Genomic DNA, 22,593 nt, shown 5'->3' with positions numbered 1-22,593 from the left:
CCTAGCACCCTCTCGCCCGCCGACGCTAAGACCAAGCGGGCAGCCCAACAGGTTTAAAAACGAATGAATGCTCTAGCCCGCCGCGCCGCAGGCCTGCTGCTCAGCACAGTCTGCCTGCCCCTTTCGGCCCTGGCGGCCGATCCGCAACCGACTCACGAATTTACCCTCGACAACGGCCTGAAGGTCGTCGTGCGCGAAGACCATCGCGCGCCGGTGGTGGTGTCGCAGGTCTGGTACAAGGTCGGTTCCAGCTACGAAACCCCGGGCCAGACCGGTCTGTCCCACGCCCTCGAGCACATGATGTTCAAGGGCAGCGAAAAAGTCGGCCCCGGCGAAGCTTCGCTGATTCTGCGCGACCTCGGCGCCGAAGAGAACGCCTTCACCAGCGACGACTTCACCGCTTATTACCAGGTGCTGGCCCGCGACCGTCTGGGCGTGGCCTTCGAACTGGAAGCCGACCGCATGGCCAGCCTGCGGCTGCCGGCCGACGAGTTCGCCAAGGAAATCGAAGTCATCAAGGAAGAGCGCCGCCTGCGCACCGACGACAAGCCGATGTCCAAGGCCTACGAGCGCTACAAGGCCATGGCCTACCCGGCCAGCGGTTATCACACGCCGACCATCGGCTGGATGGCCGACCTTGAGCGGATGAAGGTCGAAGAGCTGCGTCACTGGTATCAGTCCTGGTACGTGCCGAACAACGCCACATTGGTGGTGGTCGGCGACGTGACCCCGGACGAGGTGAAAAGCCTCGCCCAGCGCTACTTCGGGCCGATCCCGAAACGCGACGTGCCACCGGCGAAAAAGCCGCTGGAGCTGGCAGAACCGGGTGAACGCCAGATCACCCTGCACGTGCAGACCCAACTGCCAAGCCTGATGCTCGGTTTCAACGTTCCGAGCATCGCCACCGCCGAAGACAAACGCTCGGTCAACGCCTTGCGCCTGATTTCGGCGTTGCTGGACGGCGGCTACAGCGGCCGCATCCCGACCCAGCTGGAGCGCGGTGAAGAGCTGGTGTCCGGCGGTTCGTCGAGTTACGACGCCTACACTCGCGGCGACAGCCTGTTCACCCTATCGGCCACGCCGAACACCCAGAAGAAAAAGACCATGGCCCAGGCTGAAGCCGGTCTGTGGAAACTTTTGGATCAGCTGAAAACCACCGCACCGTCCGCCGAAGAACTGGAGCGCGTGCGTGCGCAGGTTATCGCCGGCCTGGTCTTCGAGCGCGATTCGATCACCAGCCAGGCCACCGCCATCGGCCAGCTGGAGACCGTCGGTCTGTCGTGGAAACTGATGGACACCGAACTGGCCGATCTGGAAAGCGTCACCCCGCAAGACATCCAGAACGCCGCCAAGCTGTATTTCACCCGCGAACGTCTCAGCGTCGCCCACGTCCTGCCATTGGAGACGACTCATGAGTGAGCGCAAAACCCCACGCCTGCTGCTCGGCCTGATCGCCGTGGCCGTCATCGGCTCCGCTGCGTTCTATCTGGTGCCGAGCGACAACACCAAGGCCAGCGAAGCGCTGGATAACGCCAAGTCCAGCCAGAAGCTGCAATCGCTGGCGGAACTCGACGGCAAGGCCCCGGCCAGCCGCAAGCTCGACGTGCAGACCTGGAATACCGCCGAAGGCGCCAAGGTGCTGTTCGTCGAGGCCCGCGAATTGCCGATGTTCGACATGCGCCTGATTTTCGCCGCCGGCAGCAGCCAGGACGGTAACGCGCCGGGCCTGGCCCTGCTGACCAACGCCATGCTCAACGAAGGCGTGGCGGGCAAGGACGTCGGTGCCATCGCCCAAGGTTTCGAAGGCCTGGGCGCGGACTTTGGCAACGGCGCCTATAAAGACATGGCCATCGCCTCGCTGCGCAGCCTGAGCGCCGCCGACAAACGCGAGCCGGCGCTGAAACTGTTCTCGGAAGTGGTGGGCAAACCGACCTTCCCGGCCGACTCCTTCGCGCGCATCAAGAACCAGATGCTCGCCGGTTTCGAGTACCAGAAACAGAACCCCGGCAAACTCGCCAGCCTGGAGCTGATGAAGCGTCTGTACGGCGATCACCCATACGCCCATTCCAGCGATGGCAACGCGCAAAGCGTGCCGAAAATCACGCTGGCGCAACTGCGTGAGTTCCACGCCAAGGCCTATGCGGCGGGCAACGTGGTGATCGCACTGGTGGGCGATCTGTCCCGCAGTGAAGCCGAGGCGATTGCCAATCAGGTGTCCGCTGCGCTGCCAAAAGGCCCGGCGCTGGCTAAAATCGAGCAACCGACCGAACCGAAGGCCAGCGTCGGCCACATCGAATTCCCGTCCAAGCAGACCAACCTGATGATCGCGCAACTGGGCATCGACCGTGACGACCCGGACTACGCCGCGCTGTCGATGGGCAACCAGATCCTCGGCGGTGGCGGTTTCGGCACCCGACTGATGAGCGAAGTGCGTGAAAAGCGCGGCTTGACCTACGGCGTGTATTCAGCCTTCAGCCCGATGCAGGCTCGCGGACCGTTCATGATCAATCTGCAGACCCGTGCGCAAATGAGCGAAGGCACCCTCAAACTGGTGCAGGACGTGCTCGGCGACTACCTCAAGACCGGCCCGACCCAGAAAGAACTGGACGACGCCAAGCGCGAACTGGCCGGCAGCTTTCCGCTGTCCACCGCGAGCAATGCCGATATCGTCGGTCAACTCGGCGCCATGGGTTTCTACAACCTGCCGCTGAGTTATCTGGACGACTTCATGCGTCAGTCCCAGAGCCTGACGGTCGAGCAGGTTCGCGATGCCATGAACAAACACTTGAGCACGGATAAACTGGTCATCGTCAGCGCTGGCCCGACCGTGCCGCAAAAGCCGTTACCGGCCCCATCTGATAAACCTGCCGAGCAGCCGCTCGGGGTTCCGGAGCATTAATGGCCAGTCCAAAGAAACCTGTACAAAAACTGCACAACGGGGTGAACCAGTTGCGCATCATCGGCGGCGAATGGCGCAGCCGCAAACTGAGCTTTCCTGATGCGCCGGGCCTGCGTCCGACGCCGGATCGGGTACGCGAAACCCTGTTCAACTGGCTCGCGCCGTACGTTGCCGGGGCCAAGGTTCTCGATCCGTTCGCCGGCAGCGGCGCACTGTTTCTGGAAGCGCTGTCCCGTGGCGCAGCAATGGGTCAGGCCTTGGACGCCAGCCATGTTGCGGTCTCCAGCCTGAAAGAACACCTCGGCACGCTGCGCTGCACCAACGGCCACGTACAGACCGCCGATGCGCTGCGCTACCTGGAAACCCAGACCGCGACTCCGTTCGACCTGGTGTTCCTCGACCCGCCGTTCAACCAGAACCTGCTGCCGTCGGTGTGCACATTGCTGGAAGAGCGCCAATGGCTGGCCGAAGATTCGTGGATCTACACTGAAAGCGAAACCGCACCATCGACCCTCGGCCTGCCGGGCAACTGGCGCCTGCACCGCGAGCAGAAATCCGGGCGGGTGTACTACGCGTTGTGGCAGCGCAGCCTGCCCGCTCTCTGACACCGTCGATCCACGCAATGCCCGGCGTGCGGTAGATAACTACCGCACGCCTCCCCTGCAAAATCTCCACAGTGGATTACGCCATTTCCGTAATCCACTGAGGATGAATCACTTATGGACACTTTGTGCAGCAGGATGCTGCCTTGCCTGGCCCTCGCCCCGCTGCTGGCGCTGGCCGATCCACCACCGACCACCCATGAGTTTCGGCTGGACAATGGCCTGAAGGTCGTCGTCCGCGAGGATCACCGGGCCCGGCTGGTCACCTCGCAACTCTGGTTCAAAGTCGGCTCGGCTGACGAATCGCCGGGCCAGACCGGACTGTCCCACGCGCTGGAGCACATGCTTTACAAGGGCAGCAGCAAGACTTGTCCGGGTGAGGCATCGGCCATTCTGGAATCCCTGGGCGCATCGGAAAATGCCTTTACCAATAAGGACGTCACGGCCTATTACCAGACGCTGCCCAAGCCTTATCTGGGCGTCGCGTTTGAGCTGATGGCCGACCTGATGTCGACCGCTCACCTCAGACCTGAGGATTTCACCCCCGAGATTGCCGTCATTCAAGAGGAACGTCGCTGGAGTGTTGAAGACAGTCCTCTCGACACCGCAATGGAACGCCTGGAAGCTCTGGCCTATCCCTCCAGCAGCTACCGAACGCCCGTCATCGGCTGGATGAATGACCTGCACGGTCTGAACGCCACTCAGTTGCGGGGCTGGTATGAGTCACGCTATTCCCCCGGCAATGCCACGCTGGTTGTCGTCGGTGACGTCACGCTCGATTACGTTCAGCCCTTGGCTCAGCGTTACTTCGGCGGCCTGCCCGGTCGCGCCTTTCCACAAGCCGTGAAACCTCATGAACTGCCGGAGCCGGGCGAACGCCGAATCACACTCAAACAACCGGTTCCTGCCCCACAACTGATCATGGCAATCAACGTTCCCAGCCTGGCTACGGCAGACACCGATCGGACCGCACACGCACTGCAGCTGATCAGAATGTTGCTGGCAGGCTCCCAGAGCGCACGCCTGCAAAAACGCCTGTTGCACCAGGAGCATTTGCTCAGTCAAGTCGACGCCAGCTACAACCTTTACAGCCGTGGCGACACCCTCCTGATAGTGCGCACCCGGTTCGACAATTCGCAATCGGCCACGCCTGACAAGGCGCAATCACGCGTCTGGGATCTGTTCGAGGAGCTGCGCACAACGCCTCCCTCCATCGATGAACTGGAACGCGCGCGAACCCAGTTGATCGCCCAAAGGGTTTTTGCACGAGATTCTATCGAGAGCACTGCCCAACAGCTGGCCGCCCTCGAGAGCATTGGCCTGTCGTGGCAATTGCTCGATCAGGAGATTGCCGGGTTAAAGAACGTGACGCCCGAGGACATCCGTCAGACCGCTGAAAAATATCTGATCCGCGAACGCCTCAGCACCGCCCATGTGCTCATGGAGAAAAAACATGGATAAATCGGCGCGCGTCTTTGAGTCTGTCCTGGCCTGTTTCGCACTCATCGGTTGGCTGTCAGCCAGCCAGGCTACTGCCGCCAACTCGCCAGCCGGCTTTCCCGACACTCGATTGCAATCGTTGCTGGAAACAGACTCCACACAACAGGCTCCACGCCCCTTTACCATCAAGGGCTGGAAAACCACGACAGGCATCAAAACGTTATTCATCCGCACCACGGATCTGCCAATGTTCGACGTTCACGTCAGCTTCGCCGGCGGCAGTGCGCACGATGGCGACACACCCGGTCTGGCAGCGGTGACATTCAGTCTGTTCAACGAAGGCGTCGCCGACATGAGCGATCTTGCAGCGATCGCCGAAGTGTTCGACGGGCTGGGAGCGAAGCTCGGGATGGACCTGGATCAGGAACGTGCCACTTTCACGTTGCGCAGCCTGAGCGATCCAGACAAAAGCAGCCGGGCTCTGCAGCTGTTTACGCAAATGCTGGGGCAGCCCGCTCTTACCGAAGAAGCTCTGCTCAGGGTCAAGCGCGAGCTTCGTGGCTTGCAGCTGGCAGAACAGCAACAACCTGCGCAAATTGCCTCGCTGCGCCTGCAGGATCTGCTGGCTGCGGACACGCCATACGCCCGTTCGATCTACGGAACCGATGCCGGCCTGACCTCGCTCACCCGTCAGGCCGTTCAAACGTTTCACAGCCAGACCCACTCGGCAAGCCAGACACAAATTACATTGGTGGGAGACCTTTCCGTCGAACAGGCACAGGCCATCAGCCTGCAAATCGCCAACGCGCTACCCGCGCCCCTCGTTGCATTGCCCACTGTCGAACCGCTCAAGGCGTTCGGTACTGAAATGCATCGCCATGTCGAGCGCACACAGGAACAGGTTCACGTATTGCTGGGACAACCCAGCCTGTCGCGCCAACACGAAGACTTCGTTGCGCTGTATGCCGCGACGCTGATTTTCGGCAGTGGAGCAAACTCCCGTCTGATGACAGAACTGCGGCAAAAACGCGGCCTGGTGTACGACGCCAGCATTCGCACCAAAGACTGGGCGGGCAGCGGCCTGACATCAATCACCCTGCAGACCAGCCCTCAATTCGCGAATGAAACGGTGGCCCTGGTGAAATCGATGCTCAGCAAATTCCGGCGTGAGGGCCCGACACAGGAGGAATTGGCTCACTTCAAACGCCGACTGGCCAACGCCAACATCGTTGGCAGCGCCAGCAACGCGCAGATTCTCGGGCGCCTGGCCGAGATCAACCGGCATCACTTGCCACTGGACCTGGACTTCTTCGCACAACAGGTGCAGCGCCTGACGCTTGAACAGATCAGAAGGGCAATGGACAAACATCTGCCGGACGATCAGTGGCGGGTAGTGACGGTCGGTCCGACGGTACCCCAAGTGGCGCTCCCGCAACCGGCCATTTTCCCGACCGTCGAGCCGTCGGGGCATTCGTGTCGCGCCGATGCAGGCTTTGTGGCAAGTTAGACCTCCCTTGAAGTGACAGCCCTTGTATGACTGTCACTTCATGCATGACACCGTCGAGATTTACCGTGCGCGCACTTCTTTCTCCTTCCGAACCAGGTTTTCTTTTCACGCCCGCCTTCGGCCTTGGCAATCCGCACCTGCAAACCTTGTGGGGGCCGCTGTGGCGCAAGACCGTTCACCTTGACCGCCAGCGCGAACGGCTATGGCTGGAGGATGGCGACTTTCTCGACCTCGACTGGTACGGTCCGCACAGCGCCGAAGCGCCACTGGTGCTGGTGTTGCACGGGCTGACCGGCTCCTCCAATTCGCCTTATGTGGCCGGAATCCAGGCAGCGCTCGCCGCACAGGGCTGGGCCAGTGTTGCGCTGAACTGGCGCGGCTGCTCCGGCGAGCCGAACCTGTTGCCGCGCAGCTACCATTCCGGCGCCAGCGAAGACCTCGCCGAGACCATCCGCCATCTGAAAGCCAAGCGGCCACTGGCGCCGTTGTATGCGGTCGGCTATTCCCTCGGCGGCAATGTGCTGCTCAAGCATCTGGGGGAAACCGGCAGCGCCAGCGGCGTACTGGGTGCCGTGGCGGTGTCGGTGCCGTTTCGCCTCGATCAATGCGCCGACCGTATCGGCCAGGGTTTCTCCAAGGTCTATCAGGCGCACTTCATGCGCGAGATGGTGGCCTACATCAAGAACAAGCAGCGCCAGTTCCAGCACGACGGGCGCGAGGACGGTCTTGCCGCACTGGCCGCTCTCGGCTCGCTGGAAAACATGCGCACTTTCTGGGATTTCGATGGCCGGGTGACCGCGCCGCTGCACGGTTTCGTCGATGCCGAGGATTACTATCGCCGGGCATCGAGCCGTTACTTTCTTGGCGAGATTCGTACGCCGACCCTGATCATTCAGGCGGCGGACGATCCGTTCGTGTTTCCCCACAGTTTGCCTTCAGCCAGTGAGCTATCGAGCTCGACCGTGTTCGAATTGCAGAACAAGGGCGGGCATGTCGGCTTCGTCGACGGCACGCTCCGCCAGCCAGGCTATTACCTGGAACGACGGATTCCGCAGTGGCTGGCCGACGCGGGTCGCGGGTGAGGTCATGAGCGATCAGGGCGAGTCGATCCGTTTCTGGCAAGCCGCGCCTCTGGCCGGGGTCGAGCTGTTGACCGCGCGCTACATCGAGCAACGTTTCGCCCCGCACGTCCACGACGGTTATGTGATCGGCATGATCATGGCCGGTGCCCAGCGCTACCGTTATCGCGGCGCCGAACACCTGGCGGGCAGCGGCACGCTGGTGCTGATCAATCCGGATGAATTGCACACCGGCCACAAGGGCACCGAGGACGGCTGGCTGTACCGTGCGTTCTACCCGGACACCGGCAAGATTGTCTCGCTGCTTGAAGAACTGGAGCTGCCGACCGCGCCAATGCCGGCCTTTGGCGCAACGCTGTATCGCGACCCGGATCTGGTCACCGGCTTCAGTCAGTTGCACCGCTTGCTGGAAAGCCCCGCCACCGCGCTGCAACAGCAAACGGTGTGGCGCGAAATGATGATGCGGCTGTTGCAGCGTCACGCGGCGGTGCAAATCAACGGCAACCCCGGCAAGGAGCATCGCGCGGTGGCGATGGCCAAGGAGTTGCTGCACGCGCAACTGGCGGCGCCGCCCTCGCTGGAAGAACTGGCGGCGGCCGTGAACCTGTCACCCTTCCACTTCGCCCGGGTGTTCCGCCGCGCCACCGGCATGCCGCCGCACAGCTGGCTGATGCAGCAGCGGATCGCCTGTGCGCGGGGCTTGCTGCAGAGCGGCTGCGTGCCGGTGGAAGTCGCCGCGCAGCTGGGATTTGCCGACCAGAGCCATCTGAGCCGGCAGTTCAAACAGGTTTATGGTGTGGGGCCGGCGGCCTATCGCAGCGCGCGGCTGGGTCGCTGAGCGCTTATTCGCCCGTCGCGATACCGCGCGACGGCTCGTTGATCCACTCGCTCCACGATCCGGCATACAGCGAACCCAACGGGTAACCCGCCAGACACAGGGCGAACAGGTTGTGACACGCTGTCACCCCGGAGCCGCAGTAAGCCACCAGATCGGCCGGCGAACGCTCGCCGAGTTTCGCGGCGAAACGCTGCTTGAGCTGATCGGCCGGCAGGAAACGCCCGTCGCTGCCCAGATTGTCGGTAAACGCCGCGCACTGCGCGCCGGGAATGTGCCCGGCGATCGGGTCGATCGGTTCCACTTCACCCTTGAAGCGCGGCAACGCGCGGGCATCGAGCAGGGTCAGGGCCGGTTGGCCGAGGCGCTGCTGCAATTGCTCGGCGCTGAGCAGCAGGTTCATGTCCGGCTGGCCGCTGAAGTTGCCGCGGACCGCTGACGGTGGATCGAGGCTCAGCGGCAGCCCCGCCGCATGCCAGGCCTTGAGCCCGCCATCGAGAATGAACACGCCGTCGCGCTTGCCCAGCCACGCCAGCAACCACCAGGCCCGCGCCGCATAGGCGCCCGGGCCGTCGTCATACAGAACCACGTCACTGTCGTTGTTGATGCCGAAGGCTTGCAGGCGATCAATCAGCGCCGTCGGCTCCGGCAGCGGATGGCGACCGGTCACGCCTTTGGTCACCGGGCCGCTGAGGTCCCGCTCAAGATCGGCGAAATGTGCCCCGGCAATGTGCCCCTCGGCGTAGCTGCGCTGGCCGTAATCCGGGTCTTCGAGGGCAAAACGGCAATCGAGAATCACCAGCCCCGGCTGCGCCTTGCGGGCATCCAGGGCGGTCGGGCTGATCAGTTGCGCAATCGGCATAGCGAACGACTCCAGTGAGGAAATGGAATTACGGTCTCTCTTCGAGGGCCTGGGCCAGCGGCACGTAGAACTCTTCGAACAAGGCGTTGACCTCATCGCGGGCCTGCTCGGTGACGAACCCCGCTTCCAGCACCAGCACCTGATACACGCCACGTTTGATGGCCTGTTCGCTGAGGTGATTGGAATTTTCTCGGGTCGTGCACAGGAAGCGCACCCACGAGGTGAGGATGATCCACGCGTTGAGGGTCAGGGATTCGATCTGCACCCGGTCCATCTTCAGGATCCCGGCGGCAACGAAGCCTTCGTAGATCGCCGCGCCCTGGATCACGCAGCGCTGGGAGAAGCGCCGGTAACGCTCGGCCAGATCCGGATCGCTGTCGAGCAGATGCTCGAGATCGCGGTGCAGGAAACGGTAGCGCCACATCGCCGACAGCAATTCCTTGAGATAGAAACGCTTGTCTTCGACCGTCGCGGCCCGGCCCTGGGGCGGACGCAGGAAGCTGTCCACCAGGCTTTCGTACTCACTGAACAGCACGGCGATGATCGCCTGCTTGTTGGGGAAGTGGTAGTACAGATTGCCCGGAGAAATCTCCATGTGGGCGGCGATGTGATTGGTGCTGATGCTGCGCTCGCCCTGCTGATTGAACAGCTCGAGGCTGTTCTGCACGATGCGCTCGCTGGTTTTGATCCGTGGGGCCATGGCTTGAGCTTTAATTCAGAGTGCGTTGGGGGGCATCTTACGACCTAACCGGAACCGGATAAAACCAGGATGCGCAAGGAAGCCATTTGACTTTCTAGAGCATAGACTCTAAAAAGTTCGTCACAACAACATCTCCGGAGCTGACAATGACTGCCGATATTGCCTACCTGCAAACGCTGCAACAGCCGCTGGAAGAGCTCAATCGGCTGTTCGATGCGCAGCGTGCCGCCTACGCCGCCAACCCGATGCCGCCGGCGGCCCAGCGTCAGCAATGGCTCAAGGCCCTGCGCGATTTGTTGAGCAGCGAGCGGCAGGCCCTGATCGACGCCATCAGCTCCGACTTCAGCCACCGCAGCGCCGATGAAACCCTGCTCGCCGAACTGATGCCGAGCCTGCACGGCATTCACTACGCCAGCCGGCACATCAGCCAGTGGATGAAACCTTCGCGGCGCAAAGTCGGCGTTGCCTTCCAGCCGGCATCGGCGAAAGTCGTGTACCAGCCGCTTGGCGTGGTGGGCGTCATCGTGCCGTGGAACTACCCGCTGTTCCTGGCCATCGGCCCGTTGACCGGCGCCCTCGCGGCCGGTAATCGGGTGATGCTGAAACTCAGCGAATCGACCCCGGCCACCGGCCTGCTGCTCAAGCAACTGCTGGCGCGAATCTTCCCCGAGGATCTGGTGTGCGTGGTGCTCGGCGAGGCCGATGTCGGCGTGGCGTTTTCGAAGATGCGCTTCGATCACCTGCTGTTCACCGGCTCCACCAGCGTCGGCAGGCACGTGATGCGCGCGGCGGCAGAAAACCTGACCCCGGTGACGCTGGAGCTGGGCGGCAAATCCCCGGCCATCGTCTCCCACGACGTGCCGCTCAAGGATGCCGCCGAACGCATCGCCTTCGGCAAGACCCTCAACGCCGGCCAGACCTGCGTGGCCCCGGATTACGTGCTGGTGCCGGAAGCGCGAATCGGCGGTTTCGTCGAAGCCTATCGCCAGGCCGTACGCGGGTTTTATCCGACACTCGCCGACAACCCGGACTACACCGCCATCATCAACGAGCGCCAACTGGCGCGACTGAACAGCTACCTCAGCGACGCCACCAGCAAGGGCGCGCTGCTGATTCCGCTGTTCGAGCAGGGCCAGGGCCGGCGCATGCCGCACAGCCTGCTGCTGAATGTCAGCGACGAGATGACGGTGATGCAGGACGAAATCTTCGGCCCGCTGTTGCCGATCGTGCCGTATCAGGATCTGGATCAGGCATTTGCTTACATCAATCAGCGGCCACGTCCTCTGGCTCTTTACTACTTCGGCTACGACAAACGCGAACAGAAGCGCGTGCTCAGCGAAACCCATTCCGGCGGCGTCTGCCTCAACGACACGCTGCTGCATGTGGCGCAGGACGACATGCCGTTCGGTGGCATCGGCCCGTCGGGCATGGGGCATTACCACGGGCACGAAGGTTTCCTGACGTTCAGCAAGGCCAAGGGCGTGCTGGTCAAACAACGTTTCAACGCGGCGAAACTGATCTACCCGCCCTACGGCAAATCCATTCAGAAACTGATCCAGAAACTGTTCATTCGCTAACGTCACCGCCGGGTAATAACAACAATGCACCCAAGCCTGACCGAAACACCTGCCCTCTCGCGCCGTGGCCTGCTGAAATTCAGCCTGGGCGCCACAGCTTTCCTCGCCACCGCCGGCCTTGGTGCCAGCCTCAGCGGCTGTTCATCGAGCGTATCGGCCCACGGATTCACCACGCTGCGCAGCGGTGACCTGCTGTTTCTGCGCGCGCTGATTCCGGTAATGCTCGATGGCGCCGTCGCGGTGGAAAAGATGCCCGCCGCTGTCGATGGAACCCTGAAGTCGCTGGATTACAGCCTCGATCACCTGTCGCCGGAAATGCTCAAGCTCACCCGGCAACTGTTCGATGTGCTGGGCATGGCGGTGACGCGCGGGCCATTGACCGGAATCTGGGGCAGTTGGGAAAACGCCAGCCCCGAGGCGATCCGCCATTTCCTCGATCGCTGGGAAAACAGCTCGCTGAGCCTGCTGCGCATGGGCCACAGCTCATTGCTGCAAATGGTGATGATGGCCTGGTACACCCGCGCCGAATCCTGGGCCCATTGCGGTTACCCCGGCCCGCCCGCCGTTTGAGCCTGGCGACCCACGCAAAACAATAATAAGAGAACCTGATCGATGCCCGTACCCGACCCGTTTCGCGAAGGCCTTGCCCGTGGCTGGAAAACCTACAACGGCGCGCAACTCAGCGATGACCTGACCCTGGCAACCGATGTCGCCATCATCGGCAGCGGCGCCGGCGGCGGCACCACCGCGGAAATCCTCAGTGCCGCCGGCTACAAAGTGCTGTTGATCGAAGAGGGTCCGCTCAAGACCAGCAGCGATTTCAAACTGCTGGAAGACCAGGCCTACAGCAGCCTCTATCAGGAAGGCATCGGCCGCATGAGCAAGGACGGCGCGATTACCATCCTTCAGGGCCGCGCGGTTGGCGGCACCACCCTGATCAACTGGACATCGAGCTTTCGCACGCCGGAGCCGACCCTCGAACACTGGGCCAAAGAACACAACGTCAAAGGCCACAGCCCCGCCGACATGGCACCGTGGTTCGAGAAAATGGAGCAGCGCCTCGGCGTCGCCTCGTGGAGGGTGCCGCCCAACGCCAACAACGACGTGATCCGCAAAGGCTGCGAACAGCTCGGCTACAGCTGGCACGTGATTCCGCGCAACGTGCGCGGCTGCTGGAACCTCGGTTACTGCGGCATGGGCTGCCCGACCAATGCCAAGCAGTCGATGATGGTCACGACCATTCCGGCGACGCTGGAAAAGGGCGGCGAACTGCTCTATCTGGCCCGGGCCGAAAAACTGTTGATCAATGGCGACAAGGTCACCGGGCTGCAGTGTGTGGCGATGGACGAACGCTGCGTCGAGCCGACCGGACGCACGATCACCGTCAAGGCGCGGCATTACGTGCTGGCCGGCGGCGGGATCAACAGCCCGGCACTGCTGATGCGTTCGGATGCACCGGATCCGCACAAACGCCTGGGCAAGCGCACCTTCCTGCATCTGGTGAACATGTCCGCCGGGCGTTTCGACGAGGTGATAAACCCGTTCTACGGTGCGCCGCAGTCGATCTATTCGGATCATTTCCAGTGGAAGGACGGCACCACCGGCCCGATGGCTTACAAGCTTGAAGTGCCGCCGCTGCACCCGGCGCTGGCTGCCACATTGCTCGGCGGGTTCGGTCAGGAAAGTGCGCAACACATGGCGGACCTGCCGCACACCCACGCGATGCTGGCCCTGCTGCGTGACGGTTTTCACCCGGACAGCCAGGGCGGCAGCGTCGAGCTGCGCGGTGACGGCTCGCCGGTACTCGACTATCAGGTTTCGCCTTACGCCTGGGAGGGTTTGCGTCGCTCCTTCCACAGCATGGCCGAGATCCAGTTCGCCGGCGGCGCCAAAGCAGTGATGCCGATGCACGCTGATGCGCGCTACGTGAACAGCCCGGCCGAGGCCCGCTCGTTGATCGACAGCCTGAGTCTGCAGTTGTATCGCACCCGCCTGGGCAGTGCCCACGTCATGGGCGGCTGCGCGATGGGCGAAGACCCGAAAACCGCCGTCACCGACAGCCTCGGCCGCCATCATCAACTGCGCAATCTGTCGATTCATGACGGCTCGCTCTTTCCCACCAGCATCGGCGCCAACCCGCAGTTGTCGGTCTACGGTCTGACGGCGCAACTGGCGACATCCCTCGGCGAACGGCTGAGAAACCCGTGAAAAAGACGAAAATTCCGATCGTCTATAGTGCTTTCTTACCCAACAGGCGACTTTCCCGACCGGGACGGCTGCGATACCATCCGACTCCCCAACGGATTCCCGCCAGGACGACGCGATGAACCGAGTGTTGTACCCAGGTACCTTCGACCCTATTACCAAGGGCCATGGCGATCTGGTCGAACGCGCCTCGCGCCTGTTCGACCACGTGATCATCGCCGTCGCCGCCAGCCCCAAGAAGAATCCGCTGTTCCCGCTGGAACAACGGGTCGAGCTGGCCCGCGAGGTCACCAAACACCTGCCGAACGTGGAAGTGGTCGGCTTCTCGACGCTGCTGGCGCATTTCGCCAAGGAACAGAACGCCAACGTGTTCCTGCGTGGCCTGCGCGCGGTGTCGGACTTCGAATACGAATTCCAGCTGGCCAACATGAACCGCCAGTTGGCCCCGGATGTGGAGAGCCTGTTTCTCACCCCGTCCGAGCGTTATTCGTTCATTTCCTCGACCCTGGTGCGGGAAATCGCGGCCCTGGGCGGCGATATCAGCAAGTTCGTCCACCCGGCGGTGGCCGAAGCCCTGACCCTGCGCTTCAAGAAGTAACGACCGTTCAAACGGCGCCCGCGTGCACTACGGGCGCCAATGCGGCACAATTGCGCGCATTGATTCATAGCGCCCGGGCTCCCCGCCCCGGCTGGAGTTAGCATGTCCCTGATCATCACCGACGATTGCATCAACTGCGACGTCTGCGAACCCGAGTGTCCGAACGCCGCCATTTCTCAAGGCGAAGAGATCTACGTGATCGACCCGAACCTGTGCACCCAGTGCGTCGGCCACTACGACGAGCCACAGTGTCAGCAGGTCTGCCCGGTGGATTGCATTCCACTGGACGAAGCCCATCCGGAGACTGAAGAACAGTTGATGGAGAAGTACCGCAAGATCACCGGCAAGGCCTGAGTTTCTGACCGTGATCGCAGCAGCAGGCTGCGATCACGTCATTCACGCTGTTCGAATCCCTCTCCAGTGCAGCCCAGGCAACGCACGAACGCCGCTTTCGCCGGCGCCACCACCAGCGCCTCTCCCGCATCGCCAATCCCGCCACCCAGCGCGGTGAACGGCAACGACACAACGAACGCCCCGGCACCGATCACCGTCGCCACCACCAGTAACGGACGGGCAATCAGCAGATCGCCGAGCATGGCGTAGGCCGGTGGATTCTGGATGGCGTAACGAGGATCGCCGCTGCCGCCTTCCGCGGCCTGAATGGTCAGGCTGAAGCACAGCAGCAGGGCGACGATGAGGGTTTGCAAGGACTTCATGGCACGATCCTTCGGGCTGAACAGTGAGACAACTCACTATAGACCGTAGGCGTTTTTCGGACGTCCAGCTCAGCTTTGGCAGCGCGGGCACCAGACGCTGGCGCGCTGGCCGAGCTTCATTTCCCGCAAGCCTGTGCCGCAGACCTTGCAGTGCTCGCCACCGCGACCGTAGACAAACAGCTCCTGCTGGAAATACCCCGGCTGCCCGTCGCCACCGATGAAATCACGCAACGTGGTGCCGCCGCGCTCGATGGCAGCAGCGAGGATGCGCTTGATCTCGATCGCCAGCTTCAAATACCGCGCCCGGGAAATGCCTTTGGCTTCACGGCGCGGATCGATACCGGCGGCGAACAGTGCTTCGGTCGCGTAGATATTGCCGACCCCCACCACCACCGCGTTATCCATGATGAACGGTTTGACCGCCATCGAGCGCCCGCGCGACAGCTGATACAACCGCTCGCCATCGAACAGATCGGTCAACGGCTCAGGGCCCAGACGGATCAGCAACTCGTGATTGAGCGGGTCATTGCTCCACAGCATCGCGCCGAAACGTCGTGGATCGGTGTAGCGCAAGGCCAGTCCGGAATCCAGTTCGATATCGACATGCTCATGCTTGGCCGCCGGCATCCCGACCTCAACCAGCCGCAAGTTGCCGGACATGCCCAAGTGGCTGATCAGCGTACCGGCCTCGGCGTTGATCAGCAGATACTTGGCGCGTCGCTCGACCAGCACGATGCGCTGCCCGGACAGCCGCACATCGAGGTCTTCGGGAATCGGCCAGCGCAGCCGCCGGTCCCGCACGATCACCCGGCTGACGCGCTGGCCTTCCAGGTGCGGGGCGATGCCGCGACGGGTGGTTTCGACTTCCGGCAGTTCAGGCATGGATTCCTCGAATCATCAGCTTCTCTAATCAGTGCGCGCCAAGTTCGCGGATCGTCTGCTTCAACGTTTCGAAGTCGTAATCCGAGAGGCCGATGTACTCAAGCACCAGCGGCCCGACAGCCTGCCATTCGAAGTCTTCGGTCTGGTTGCCCAGCACCCGGTACGACGCACAGATGTGCTCGGCCATCTTCAGGATCGCCAGCAGGTTCTTCATCTGACTGTTGCGCGAGGTCTCGTCGCTGAAGATCGCCAGGGCATTGTGGTGGTTGGCGATGGCCGCGCTGACATGTTCCGGCAGGCGCCAGGACTTGGCGGTGTAATAACCGACCACCGAGTGATTGGTGTTGTAGACATCGTTCTCGGTATCCACGACCCGGCGCTCGGCACTCGCGTTGGCGTAGGCCTTTTCGAGCGTCGTCATGTAATCCGGGAACCGCTGAAGCATCAGCGGCACGCCGCAGTCGTGGAACAGACCCAAGGCGTAAGCCTCGTCGCTCGCCTCGGTGCCGACGCGCTTGGCCAGGGTCAGGCAGGTCATGGCCACGTCCTGGGCGGTGTCCCAGAAACGGTTCAGGGTGACGATGGTGTCGTCGTTCATCTCGCCCTTGATCGACATGGCATTGATCAGATTGATGATCGAACGGCTGCCCAGCAGGTTCACCGCGCGCTTGATCGAGGTGATCTTGTTGCTCAGGCCGTAATACGGCGAGTTGACGATTTTCAGCAGCGAGCCGGAAAGGCCGGGATCCTGGGAGATCAGCTTGGCGATCGTCTCCAGGTCCGGGTCGGGCATGTATTGCTCCATTTGCAGATCCACCATGATCTGCGGCTGCGCGGGCACGCTGATGCCTTGCAGGGACTGTTGAATCTGTTCGGTGGTCAGCTCTTGGGACATAAGTACACACTCTGGGACAGGCGGCGATTCTAACCTCTAAAAACCGCCGCACGACACACCAGTGGGCAATTCGCAGGAACTTTCACTTTTGCCCGGCCTTCGGAATCTGTAGTGCCCGGAACAGTTCTCGATCTGTCCCGGGCTGTAATCCCAACAGACTCAGGAGCTTAACGATGGCAAATTCTCTCGGCAGCAAGCGCGTCGCTTTTCTGGTAACCGATGGTTTCGAGCAAGTTGAACTGACCGGTCCCAAAAACGCACTCGAGCAGGCTGGAGCGCAGGTTGACATCCTCTCTGCCGAAACCGGCAGCGTCAAAGGCTGGAACCACGATAAACCTGCGGACGATTTCAAGGTCGACCAGACTTTCCAGGGCGCAAGCATCGATCAGTACGACGCCGTGGTGCTCCCGGGCGGCGTGCAGAACTCTGACACCATCCGCATCGACCAGGACGCGCAACATCTGGTCAAGACCGGTGCCTCCGCCGGCAAACCGATCGCGGTGATCTGTCACGGCAGCTGGCTGTTGATTTCGGCCGGGCTGGTCAATGGCAAGACCATGACCAGCTACAAGACCGTCAAGGACGATCTGGTCAACGCGGGGGTGAACTGGGTCGATCAGGAAGTCGTAAAAGACGGCAACCTGATCAGCAGCCGCCAACCGGACGATATTCCGGCATTCAGCAAAGCGCTGATTGACGCGCTGTCGGCATAGAGCACAGGCGAGTGGACACGGGGGTGGGCCTGCTTGTAACGAGGCCCGCCGCGTTTCATCGCACGCCAAACCCGGCATAAGGCGCAACACGGTATACTCCCGCTCTTTTTTCCGGAGCGACGTCATGTCCCTGCCTAGCTTGCGCCTCAAAGCCAACGCCGACCGTCGCCTGCGCGCCGGTCACTTGTGGATCTACAGCAACGAAATCGACGTGGCCGCGACCCCGTTGCACGGCTTCAAGGCCGGCGACCAGGCGATCCTCGAAGCCGCCGGCGGCAAGCCGCTGGGCATCGTTGCCATGAGCCCGAACAACCTGATCTGCGCCCGCCTGCTGTCGCGCGACATCAAGCTGGCGCTGGACAAGTCGCTGCTGGTGCATCGCCTCAACGTGGCCCTGTCGCTGCGCGAGCGCCTGTTCGACAAACCGTTCTATCGTCTGGTCTACGGCGATTCCGACCTGCTGCCGGGTCTGGTGGTCGACCGTTTCGGCGACATCCTCGTGGTGCAACTCGCTTCGGCGACCATGGAAGCCCATAAAGATGACGTGATCGCGGCGCTGACCCAAGTGCTCAAGCCAAGCGGCATCCTGTTCAAGAACGACTCCGCTGCCCGCGATGCCGAAGGCCTCGAGCGTTACACCGAAACCGTCTTCGGCGTGGTGCCGGAGTGGGTAGCACTGGAAGAGAACGGCGTGAAATTCGAAGCACCCGTCGTTCAAGGTCAGAAAACCGGCTGGTTCTACGATCACCGCATGAACCGCGCCCGCCTGGCCCCTTACGCCAAGGGCAAGCGCGTGCTGGACCTGTACAGCTACATCGGTGGCTGGGGCGTGCAAGCCGCCGCATTCGGCGCCAGCGAAGTGTTCTGCGTCGACGCATCGGGCTTCGCCCTCGACGGCGTTGAGCGCAACGCCGCACTGAACGGTTTCGCCGACAAGATGACCTGCATCGAAGGCGACGTCTTCGAAGCCCTGAAGGAACTCAAGGCCGGCGAAGAGCGCTTTGACGTGATCGTTGCCGACCCGCCTGCGTTCATCAAACGCAAGAAAGACCTGAAAAACGGTGAAGGCGCCTACCGTCGCCTGAACGAGCAAGCCATGCGCCTGCTCAACAAGGACGGCATCCTGTTCAGCGCTTCGTGCTCGATGCACCTGCCGGAAGACGATCTGCAGAACATCCTGCTGACCAGCGCCCGTCACCTGGACCGCAACATCCAGCTGCTGGAGCGCGGCGCTCAGGGCCCGGATCATCCGGTACACCCGGCCATCCCGGAAACCCGCTACATCAAGAGCATCACCTGCCGCCTGCTGCCGAACAGCTGACAGATCCACGGCATTGACGCTATCGAGAGGGGAGCCCACGGGCTCCCCTTCTTTTTGTCTTTGATTTTGCTTTCCTACATTTATATTCCTACCAACGTGCAGGATATTTCCGCAAATACTTTATTTGCTGAAATTTAACTTACACAATCAGTTCCAGCCAAAGATCACTCCGACAAAATTACTGGATTATTCCTACTTAATATTTGCTTGCGATTAATCCATTACAAACTATTATTAAGTCGTCACCACGGAGGTGACACCAACTAATCCAAGTAACAATGAACAAGGAGTTCAATCATGAAAGCAATCACTCTGGAATCCCGCACCCTCGCAAACCTGGCTTTTCTGGTCGCACCTAAAGCCCGTTAAATAAGGTGGGCGCTGGGTATAGCCGGCTACCCAGCGCCTCTGACAAAGCAACTATCCAGAGCAGCGTGTCCCAACATGCATATAAACCCTTATTTATTCATACTGCCGCGAACTCCCGGCCAGATAGTCTGGAATTACAGAGACCATACTCAACATGAACTTGATCTTGAGTATTCCTCACGACTGGCACAACTTATTCACAACCCCGACTTATATGACAGCAGCAACATAATAGATACACAGCTATTAAATGCCGAAATACTGACTTCTTCAAAAATCTCCGCCCCTGCCTGGGGCTGGGATGAACTGTCCATGATCTACCATATCGGGACTCGGGATATTCCTTGCGAACATACTCCCCAAAATATTCAGGAATGGTCCAGGCAATACCTCGAACACTGCAACACCGTGCTCGCCACTCCACCGCCACACGACATGCCTGTGGATATCGGTCCGAACGCACTCATCGCCCTGCCCGAGCCGCTGGCATTGAATGACGACAGCCTGTCGAATTCGCTGACCCGGCGAAAGACCTGCCGATCCTTCACCGGCGCCGCCGTGTCGCTGGACGATGTCGGCACCTTGCTTTATCTGTCACTTGGTTACCTGCGAGAACGCGACGCCGATCGCGACGACAGCATCGCCGATGGACTTGGCGCGCGACGCAGCAGCCCTTCCGGCGGCGGCCTCAATGCCTGCGCCGGGTTCGTGCTGGTACAGAACGTCGACGGACTGGCGCCCGGCGTGTATGCCTACCGCCCCACCGAACATGCCCTGAGCTTCATCAACCCTTTGCCCGATACCGCGCCCGGCAATCTGCTGGGAGGCCAGCACTTCATCAATAACCTGCCATTGGGGCTGTTCATCACCGCCCGTTTTGACCGGCTCTGGTGGAAATACCCGCATTCGCGTGCCTATCGAATGGCATTCGTCGAAGCCGGGCACCTTTCGCAGGCGTTTCAACTGGTGGCCACGGCCCTGGGCATGAACACCTGGCTCACGGGCGCGTTTTCCGATGAGCAGGTCGAAACGTTGCTGCAACTCGAGAACAGTGCGGAGCAACCCTTGTTTTTCGTCGGTTGCGGGGAAAGCGACGGTCAGGCGATGTGTCAGGAAATGCGCGACCTGCTGCGTGAGGCACAACCATGAACGCCCTCGCCCCGGCACCGGTTTTCCAGTTCACCCTGAGTGACTGGAACACCCGCGCCTCGGTCCGCACCAGCCCTCACGATTACCGCTTGCCGGACAACGTGCAGGAACAACTGGAGACCCGGCACTGGTTTCCGCCGACATTCCTGCCCTACCTGGCCCACCCGGCCATCAAGGCAGCGGGCCGTTCGATGCTGCATCGGCTTACGGCCCGACATCTGGTGCATTTTCTCGACTACACCACATTGCTCGAACACCGGATCGTCAATCGCGCCGTCGAAACCATCGTCCACGAAGAACTGCCGGTCGCGGTGCCGGCGCCGATGAAAACCGCCGCACTGCAGCTCTATACCGACGAGGGCTATCACGCTCTGTTTTCCAGTCAGGTGGCGGAGCAGATCGCCAGCCTCTACGCCATCACCGGGCGCCCGGTCATGCCCGGACGGATCACCCGGATGAACCTGCTGATCGCACGCACCGGGCAGGAGCACCAGCCGCTGGCGCGCTTTCTTCTGGGTTTCGTCTCGGAAACCATCATTGCCCGTGAACTGCTGGATGTCTGCCGCGACAGCCTGGTGTCCGGCGTCAACGATATGTTGCGCGATCACCTTACCGACGAAGCGCGCCACAGCCGCTATTTCACCGAAGTGTTCCACTACCTCTGGTTGCACCTGGACCCGCGACAGCGAACGTTCACCGCAACGACCTTGCTCGACATTCTGGAAATCTTCTTCGAAGTGGATGAGCACTGGCTGCAGGAAAGCCTCTGTGGCGAGGGCATTGCCGACACCACGGTGATGGACATTCTCGGCACGATGACTACAGCGCAGGCCATTCGACAGCGAGCACGCTCCGGCAGCCTCGCCACGATAAGCGCATTGAAGAAAGCCGGATTTTTCGCCGAACCTCAAAACCAGACACTTTTTGCCAGGGCGGGACTGATCGATGGATGACGGACAATCTGTGGTGACCGGACGTCAGCGGCGCGGAGCTGTCAGTCTTTTGCTGGCGATGGTGTTGCTCGGCGTCTTTCCGCTGGATGTCCTGCTGCCTTCGTTCCCGGCACTGGCCGAACACTTTCACCGCACCCCGGCAGACATCGCCCTGTCGATCAGCCTGTTCGCCGTCGGTATCGCCTTCGCCCAGTTGCTGATCGGGCCGCTGTCGGATGTGATCGGACGCAAAGGCCTGCTGCTCGCCGGCATGAGCGTTTCTATGCTCGGCGCCCTCGGGTGCGTGATGACCTCGGACTATTCGCTGTTTCTGACGTTCCGGGTGGTGCAGGCGCTGGGGTGCGGTTGCTTCGTGCTGTCCCAGGCGCTGGTGCAGGATCTGTTCGAAGGCGAAGAACGCGATCGCCTGCGGATCCTGATGGTCACCGCCGGCGGGATATTCATCTCGGTATCGCCGCTGGCAGGCACCTTTCTTCAGGCGACACTGGGTTGGCGCGGCAGCTTCTGGGTGTTCATCGGCTTATCCGCCGCAGTGCTGCTCAAGGCCTGGCTGCTTCTGGAAAACACCCGACCGACCGCCAGTGACACACGTACGAACTTCCTCATGGCCTATCGACGGGTTCTGGGAGATTTCGACTTCGTCGGCTACTGGCTGATTTCAGCGTTTGCATTCGCCTGCCACTTTTCATTCATCGTGATCTCGCCGCTGATCTTCATGGATCGGCTGCAACTTTCCGCTTACGAATTTTCGTTGATCCTGCTGATCTACGGTGCGGCTTACGTCACCGGGGGTATCCTCGCCAGCCTGTTGAGCAGACGCCTCAACAGCGACCAGCAGATGGTCGTCGGCCTGAGCCTGATCCTGTCCGCGGGCCTGAGCATGCTTTACCTGTCATCAAGCTTTGCACTGGCTCCGGCGACCGTGCTGATCCCGATGCTGATCTGTACCGCCGGCACTACCATTGCACGGCCGGCGGCCACTTCCCGGGCCATGAGCCTGTTTCCGGAAAACGCCGGCACCTCGGCCTCGGCCGGCAGCACGATCATTTTCATCTGCGGCGGCATGATCAGTGCCTTGATCAGCCTGAGCCCGGCCAACCTGCAATCCACGCTCGGCTACAGCTTCGTGATACTCAGCGGGGTAGCACTGGCATTGAACGTCCGGATCAGTCGGCGCAACGATCTCGTGGGGCGACCGGACAGCGATTAACCTTGCCGGTCGTCATCCCGAACGCTTCGTCAGCACTGGAACAACGCTTTGCGCCATTCCCTCCTGACGCCAGCGGTGTAG

At 61.5% G+C, this 22,593-nt stretch carries 22 protein-coding genes; 17 read left to right on the top strand and 5 right to left on the bottom strand.

Annotated elements, in window-relative coordinates:
• The first annotated feature begins 63 nt into the window (after positions 1-63).
• The 7 genes from AC1MDC_RS09260 to AC1MDC_RS09230 all read left to right on the top strand — a co-directional run bounded on the left by AC1MDC_RS09260 (position 64) and on the right by AC1MDC_RS09230 (position 8,365).
• Positions 64-1,419, top strand: a complete 1,356-nt coding sequence (locus tag AC1MDC_RS09260; RefSeq protein WP_085702912.1) for a M16 family metallopeptidase — start codon at positions 64-66, stop codon at positions 1,417-1,419.
• The gene (locus AC1MDC_RS09255; RefSeq protein WP_227233798.1) at positions 1,412-2,899 is read left to right on the top strand and encodes a M16 family metallopeptidase; all 1,488 of its coding nucleotides are present in this window, start codon (positions 1,412-1,414) and stop codon (positions 2,897-2,899) included. Before AC1MDC_RS09260 ends, AC1MDC_RS09255 begins: the two co-directional genes overlap by 8 nt.
• A complete protein-coding gene (gene rsmD / locus AC1MDC_RS09250) occupies positions 2,899-3,504 on the top strand; it encodes a 16S rRNA (guanine(966)-N(2))-methyltransferase RsmD (protein ID WP_085697863.1) in 606 nt (201 codons plus the stop codon). The genes AC1MDC_RS09255 and rsmD overlap by 1 nt, the downstream gene beginning before the upstream one ends.
• 114 nt (positions 3,505-3,618) lie before the next feature.
• Positions 3,619-4,962 (top strand): M16 family metallopeptidase, encoded by a 1,344-nt coding sequence (locus AC1MDC_RS09245; RefSeq protein ID WP_480392888.1) that lies wholly within the window; start codon positions 3,619-3,621, stop codon positions 4,960-4,962.
• Complete coding sequence (locus AC1MDC_RS09240; protein ID WP_480392887.1) at positions 4,955-6,448, top strand: M16 family metallopeptidase; 1,494 nt, start codon at positions 4,955-4,957, stop codon at positions 6,446-6,448. Before AC1MDC_RS09245 ends, AC1MDC_RS09240 begins: the two co-directional genes overlap by 8 nt.
• Positions 6,449-6,513: 65 nt before the next feature.
• Positions 6,514-7,530 (top strand): hydrolase, encoded by a 1,017-nt coding sequence (locus tag AC1MDC_RS09235; protein WP_256579264.1) that lies wholly within the window; start codon positions 6,514-6,516, stop codon positions 7,528-7,530.
• A gap of 4 nt (positions 7,531-7,534) precedes the next feature.
• On the top strand, positions 7,535-8,365 hold the full coding sequence (locus AC1MDC_RS09230; protein WP_480392886.1) for an AraC family ligand binding domain-containing protein: 831 nt from the start codon (positions 7,535-7,537) through the stop codon (positions 8,363-8,365).
• Positions 8,366-8,369: 4 nt separating this feature from the next.
• Here the strand turns inward: AC1MDC_RS09230 and AC1MDC_RS09225 are convergent, their stop codons facing one another.
• Both AC1MDC_RS09225 and AC1MDC_RS09220 read right to left on the bottom strand, forming a co-directional pair.
• Positions 8,370-9,224, bottom strand: coding sequence for a sulfurtransferase (locus tag AC1MDC_RS09225; protein ID WP_085697868.1), 855 nt, complete (start codon positions 9,222-9,224; stop codon positions 8,370-8,372).
• A gap of 28 nt (positions 9,225-9,252) precedes the next feature.
• Positions 9,253-9,924, bottom strand: coding sequence for a TetR/AcrR family transcriptional regulator (locus tag AC1MDC_RS09220; RefSeq protein WP_085697869.1), 672 nt, complete (start codon positions 9,922-9,924; stop codon positions 9,253-9,255).
• A gap of 146 nt (positions 9,925-10,070) precedes the next feature.
• Between AC1MDC_RS09220 and AC1MDC_RS09215 the strand changes: the two genes are divergently transcribed.
• The 5 genes from AC1MDC_RS09215 to AC1MDC_RS09195 all read left to right on the top strand — a co-directional run bounded on the left by AC1MDC_RS09215 (position 10,071) and on the right by AC1MDC_RS09195 (position 14,658).
• The gene (locus AC1MDC_RS09215) at positions 10,071-11,501 is read left to right on the top strand and encodes a coniferyl aldehyde dehydrogenase (RefSeq protein ID WP_085702918.1); all 1,431 of its coding nucleotides are present in this window, start codon (positions 10,071-10,073) and stop codon (positions 11,499-11,501) included.
• A gap of 24 nt (positions 11,502-11,525) precedes the next feature.
• Positions 11,526-12,071, top strand: a complete 546-nt coding sequence (locus AC1MDC_RS09210; RefSeq protein WP_085697871.1) for a twin-arginine translocation pathway signal protein — start codon at positions 11,526-11,528, stop codon at positions 12,069-12,071.
• A gap of 42 nt (positions 12,072-12,113) precedes the next feature.
• Positions 12,114-13,709, top strand: a complete 1,596-nt coding sequence (locus AC1MDC_RS09205; RefSeq protein ID WP_480392885.1) for a GMC family oxidoreductase — start codon at positions 12,114-12,116, stop codon at positions 13,707-13,709.
• Between the two features lie 115 nt (positions 13,710-13,824).
• A complete protein-coding gene (gene coaD, locus AC1MDC_RS09200; protein WP_007953414.1) occupies positions 13,825-14,304 on the top strand; it encodes a pantetheine-phosphate adenylyltransferase in 480 nt (159 codons plus the stop codon).
• Between the two features lie 102 nt (positions 14,305-14,406).
• Positions 14,407-14,658, top strand: a complete 252-nt coding sequence (locus tag AC1MDC_RS09195; protein ID WP_003195146.1) for a YfhL family 4Fe-4S dicluster ferredoxin — start codon at positions 14,407-14,409, stop codon at positions 14,656-14,658.
• A gap of 38 nt (positions 14,659-14,696) precedes the next feature.
• On the opposite strand, the gene AC1MDC_RS09190 is transcribed toward AC1MDC_RS09195, so the two are convergent.
• From AC1MDC_RS09190 to AC1MDC_RS09180, 3 genes are all read right to left on the bottom strand, one after another.
• Positions 14,697-15,020, bottom strand: a complete 324-nt coding sequence (locus AC1MDC_RS09190) for a multidrug transporter (protein ID WP_085697873.1) — start codon at positions 15,018-15,020, stop codon at positions 14,697-14,699.
• 69 nt (positions 15,021-15,089) lie between these two features.
• A complete protein-coding gene (gene mutM, locus AC1MDC_RS09185; RefSeq protein ID WP_085702920.1) occupies positions 15,090-15,902 on the bottom strand; it encodes a bifunctional DNA-formamidopyrimidine glycosylase/DNA-(apurinic or apyrimidinic site) lyase in 813 nt (270 codons plus the stop codon).
• Positions 15,903-15,930: 28 nt separating this feature from the next.
• Entirely contained in the window at positions 15,931-16,743 is an 813-nt protein-coding gene (locus tag AC1MDC_RS09180) for an HDOD domain-containing protein (protein WP_176247728.1), read from the bottom strand.
• Positions 16,744-16,970: 227 nt separating this feature from the next.
• Between AC1MDC_RS09180 and AC1MDC_RS09175 the strand changes: the two genes are divergently transcribed.
• The 5 genes from AC1MDC_RS09175 to AC1MDC_RS09155 all read left to right on the top strand — a co-directional run bounded on the left by AC1MDC_RS09175 (position 16,971) and on the right by AC1MDC_RS09155 (position 22,512).
• The gene (locus AC1MDC_RS09175) at positions 16,971-17,510 is read left to right on the top strand and encodes a type 1 glutamine amidotransferase domain-containing protein (protein WP_085689565.1); all 540 of its coding nucleotides are present in this window, start codon (positions 16,971-16,973) and stop codon (positions 17,508-17,510) included.
• A gap of 124 nt (positions 17,511-17,634) precedes the next feature.
• Entirely contained in the window at positions 17,635-18,831 is a 1,197-nt protein-coding gene (locus AC1MDC_RS09170) for a class I SAM-dependent rRNA methyltransferase (RefSeq protein WP_480392884.1), read from the top strand.
• A gap of 444 nt (positions 18,832-19,275) precedes the next feature.
• The gene (locus AC1MDC_RS09165; RefSeq protein ID WP_480392883.1) at positions 19,276-20,349 is read left to right on the top strand and encodes a SagB family peptide dehydrogenase; all 1,074 of its coding nucleotides are present in this window, start codon (positions 19,276-19,278) and stop codon (positions 20,347-20,349) included.
• Positions 20,346-21,302 (top strand): diiron oxygenase, encoded by a 957-nt coding sequence (locus AC1MDC_RS09160; RefSeq protein WP_085697877.1) that lies wholly within the window; start codon positions 20,346-20,348, stop codon positions 21,300-21,302. Before AC1MDC_RS09165 ends, AC1MDC_RS09160 begins: the two co-directional genes overlap by 4 nt.
• Positions 21,295-22,512 (top strand): MFS transporter, encoded by a 1,218-nt coding sequence (locus tag AC1MDC_RS09155; protein ID WP_480392882.1) that lies wholly within the window; start codon positions 21,295-21,297, stop codon positions 22,510-22,512. The genes AC1MDC_RS09160 and AC1MDC_RS09155 overlap by 8 nt, the downstream gene beginning before the upstream one ends.
• Positions 22,513-22,593 lie beyond the last annotated feature (81 nt).

The sequence above is a fragment of the Pseudomonas sp. 1 genome, assembly GCF_056626735.1.
The sequence above is the reverse complement of the archived record's forward strand: the minus strand, read 5'-3'. Positions and strand labels throughout refer to the sequence as shown.

What these genes read in the sequence shown, in the direction of transcription:
- AC1MDC_RS09210 (WP_085697871.1), top strand. Translation starts at nt 11,526, where the DNA reads ATGCACCCAAGCCTGACCGAAACACCTGCCCTCTCGCGCCGTGGCCTG.
- AC1MDC_RS09220 (WP_085697869.1), bottom strand. Translation starts at nt 9,924, where the DNA reads ATGGCCCCACGGATCAAAACCAGCGAGCGCATCGTGCAGAACAGCCTC.
- AC1MDC_RS09190 (WP_085697873.1), bottom strand. Translation starts at nt 15,020, where the DNA reads ATGAAGTCCTTGCAAACCCTCATCGTCGCCCTGCTGCTGTGCTTCAGC.
- coaD (WP_007953414.1), top strand. Translation starts at nt 13,825, where the DNA reads ATGAACCGAGTGTTGTACCCAGGTACCTTCGACCCTATTACCAAGGGC.
- AC1MDC_RS09165 (WP_480392883.1), top strand. Translation starts at nt 19,276, where the DNA reads ATGCATATAAACCCTTATTTATTCATACTGCCGCGAACTCCCGGCCAG.
- AC1MDC_RS09260 (WP_085702912.1), top strand. Translation starts at nt 64, where the DNA reads ATGAATGCTCTAGCCCGCCGCGCCGCAGGCCTGCTGCTCAGCACAGTC.
- AC1MDC_RS09170 (WP_480392884.1), top strand. Translation starts at nt 17,635, where the DNA reads ATGTCCCTGCCTAGCTTGCGCCTCAAAGCCAACGCCGACCGTCGCCTG.
- AC1MDC_RS09160 (WP_085697877.1), top strand. Translation starts at nt 20,346, where the DNA reads ATGAACGCCCTCGCCCCGGCACCGGTTTTCCAGTTCACCCTGAGTGAC.
- AC1MDC_RS09155 (WP_480392882.1), top strand. Translation starts at nt 21,295, where the DNA reads ATGGATGACGGACAATCTGTGGTGACCGGACGTCAGCGGCGCGGAGCT.
- AC1MDC_RS09225 (WP_085697868.1), bottom strand. Translation starts at nt 9,224, where the DNA reads ATGCCGATTGCGCAACTGATCAGCCCGACCGCCCTGGATGCCCGCAAG.
- AC1MDC_RS09255 (WP_227233798.1), top strand. Translation starts at nt 1,412, where the DNA reads ATGAGTGAGCGCAAAACCCCACGCCTGCTGCTCGGCCTGATCGCCGTG.
- AC1MDC_RS09215 (WP_085702918.1), top strand. Translation starts at nt 10,071, where the DNA reads ATGACTGCCGATATTGCCTACCTGCAAACGCTGCAACAGCCGCTGGAA.
- AC1MDC_RS09175 (WP_085689565.1), top strand. Translation starts at nt 16,971, where the DNA reads ATGGCAAATTCTCTCGGCAGCAAGCGCGTCGCTTTTCTGGTAACCGAT.
- AC1MDC_RS09195 (WP_003195146.1), top strand. Translation starts at nt 14,407, where the DNA reads ATGTCCCTGATCATCACCGACGATTGCATCAACTGCGACGTCTGCGAA.
- rsmD (WP_085697863.1), top strand. Translation starts at nt 2,899, where the DNA reads ATGGCCAGTCCAAAGAAACCTGTACAAAAACTGCACAACGGGGTGAAC.
- AC1MDC_RS09240 (WP_480392887.1), top strand. Translation starts at nt 4,955, where the DNA reads ATGGATAAATCGGCGCGCGTCTTTGAGTCTGTCCTGGCCTGTTTCGCA.
- mutM (WP_085702920.1), bottom strand. Translation starts at nt 15,902, where the DNA reads ATGCCTGAACTGCCGGAAGTCGAAACCACCCGTCGCGGCATCGCCCCG.
- AC1MDC_RS09245 (WP_480392888.1), top strand. Translation starts at nt 3,619, where the DNA reads ATGGACACTTTGTGCAGCAGGATGCTGCCTTGCCTGGCCCTCGCCCCG.
- AC1MDC_RS09205 (WP_480392885.1), top strand. Translation starts at nt 12,114, where the DNA reads ATGCCCGTACCCGACCCGTTTCGCGAAGGCCTTGCCCGTGGCTGGAAA.
- AC1MDC_RS09230 (WP_480392886.1), top strand. Translation starts at nt 7,535, where the DNA reads ATGAGCGATCAGGGCGAGTCGATCCGTTTCTGGCAAGCCGCGCCTCTG.